Origin of the sequence: Streptomyces albidochromogenes, assembly GCF_005981925.1 — a bacterium.
Taxonomy (GTDB): Bacteria; Actinomycetota; Actinomycetes; order Streptomycetales; family Streptomycetaceae; genus Streptomyces; species Streptomyces albidochromogenes.
In genome coordinates, this window is the sequence record NZ_VBVX01000543.1 from 1 (window position 1) to 2,154 (window position 2,154).

Here is a 2,154-nt window from a genome sequence, read left to right on the forward strand (position 1 = left end):
GTACAACCCCATCCGCCCCTTGATCGTCTCCTGTACGTCAACCGCCTCGTGCCGCGACGCGGGCCAGTCCCCTCGCGGCACCGGGGCGGTAGCGATCACCTCAGGAGACATTCATGCGCATACGCCATGCCGCCGGCGCGGCACTTCTCGTGGCGTCCATCGTCCCGGTCGTCACAGCGCCCCCCGCGGCAGCGGCCGCCGCCAAGTACGCCGACGACTTCAACGGCGACGGATTCCGCGACTACGCGTCCTACGTGTTCACCCCGAACAACGGCGGCAGCGTCCGTATCACCTTCGGCACCGCCGACGGCCCCGGCACCCGGACCCAGGTCGTCACCCAGTCGAGCGCCGGCGTCCCCGGCAGCGACGAGGCCGACGACATGTTCGGCGACGTGCGGGCCTCCGCCGACTTCGACGCCGACGGATACGCCGACCTGGCGGTCACGACGTACGGCGAGGACGTCGACGGGCGCGAGGACCAGGGGGCGGTCACCATCCTGTGGGGCAGCGCGAACGGCCTCAGCGGCGGCACGTCGGTCCCCAACAAGGGCGCGAAGGTCGCCGACGGCCGCTTCGGCCTCGGTCTCGCGACCGGAGACTTCACCGGGGACGGCAAGCAGGACCTCGCCGCCACCAGCGCCGGCAAGACGTACATCTACCGGGGGTCCCTCACCCGCACCGGCGTGACCGGTGCCGTGTCCACCCTGGCCAAGTCGGGCCTCTCCGCCCGGTCCCTGACCGCCGGCAGGATGAACGGCGACTCCAGCACCGATCTGGTGGTCTCCGGGATCGTCGACGCCCCCAACGTCTTCGGGACGGACGCCTGGTTCATCAAGGGCGGCTCGACGCCGGCCTCCGGCAAGTCCCTGCGCCTCACCACCAATTACGCCAACCCCCAGCAGGGCGTGATCGCCGACTTCAACAAGGACGGATACGGCGACATCGCGTTCGGCACGATGATGAACGACAACTACAAGGGCCAGGTGACCGTCTGGTACGGCTCCTCGACCGGCCCCGCCACCAGCGCCCGCATCACGCAGGCCACGAGCGGTGTGGCCGGCACCCCCGAGACCAACGACCGCTTCGGCTCCTCGGTCTCGGCCGCCGACATCAACGGCGACGGGTACAAGGACCTCGCGGTCGGCGTACCCGGCGAGAAGCTCGGCGACCAGGCGGACGCCGGCGCCGTGCACGTCCTGAAGGGCAGCAGGAGCGGCCTCACCGGCACCGGCTCCCAGTGGTTCGACCGCGACACCGCCGGCATACCCGGCACCGTGCAGTGGAACGACAACTTCGGCGACCTCACCCGCCTCCGCGACACCAACCGCGACGGTTACGCCGACCTGTACGTCACCGGCATCGCCGCCGACTCGCTGCGCCTGCCCGGCACGGCCTCCGGCGTCACCGCGACGGGCGTCTCCTCGGCCGACGCCGACGTCATCGCGGGCATGCTCCAGTAGCAGCCGCCGCGCACCCGGCCGCAGAGGCAGCTGCCCTCTGCGGCCGGGAGCCACCGAGCTCCCCCCGCTCATCCGCACAGGGCGGGGCAGCCTCCGGCTGTTCCCCGCCCAGCTCCGCCAGCGCCCCGTCCGTCAGGCGGTACACCGTCCACTCGTCCTGCGGCTGCGCGCCCAGTGCCCGGTAGAAGTCGATCGACGGCTCGTTCCAGTCCAGTACGGACCACTCCAGCCGCTCGTACCCCCGCTCGACGCAGATCCGCGCCAACGACGCCAGCAGCGCCTTCCCGTACCCGCCGCCGCGCCGCGCGGGCCGCACGTACAGGTCCTCCAGGTAGATGCCGTGGACCCCCCGCCAGGTGGAGAAGTTCAGGAACCACAGCGCGAACCCGGCGACCTCCCCGTCCTCCGTCTCCGCGATGTGCGCGTACGCCGCCGGGCGCTCCCCGAACAGCGCCTCCCGCAGCTGCTCCTCGCTGGCGCGCGCCTCGTGCAACGCCTTCTCGTACTCGGCCAGTTCGCGGACCATCGCGTGAATGACAGGGACATCGGCAGGTGTGGCGTCTCGAATCATCCCCGCAGCGTAAACAATGCCCCGCGCGAGCTCCGCGGGCGTCCCGGCCGGCGCTCGCGGAACCACGGCCACGCTCCGGATCGCACGATCGCACCCGGATGGGGCCCCCACCGTTGCCGACCC

At 71.5% G+C, this 2,154-nt stretch carries 1 protein-coding gene and 1 pseudogene; one reads left to right on the top strand and one right to left on the bottom strand.

Annotation, left to right across the window (positions count from 1 at the left end):
• Positions 1-113: 113 nt before the first annotated feature.
• Positions 114-1,460, top strand: a complete 1,347-nt coding sequence (locus tag E2E34_RS33630; RefSeq protein WP_138905616.1) for an FG-GAP and VCBS repeat-containing protein — start codon at positions 114-116, stop codon at positions 1,458-1,460.
• A gap of 103 nt (positions 1,461-1,563) precedes the next feature.
• Here the strand turns inward: E2E34_RS33630 and E2E34_RS33635 are convergent.
• Positions 1,564-2,031, bottom strand: a pseudogene (locus E2E34_RS33635) (GNAT family N-acetyltransferase); the annotation flags it as partial.
• Positions 2,032-2,154 lie beyond the last annotated feature (123 nt).

What these genes read in the sequence shown, in the direction of transcription:
- E2E34_RS33630 (WP_138905616.1), top strand. Translation starts at nt 114, where the DNA reads ATGCGCATACGCCATGCCGCCGGCGCGGCACTTCTCGTGGCGTCCATC.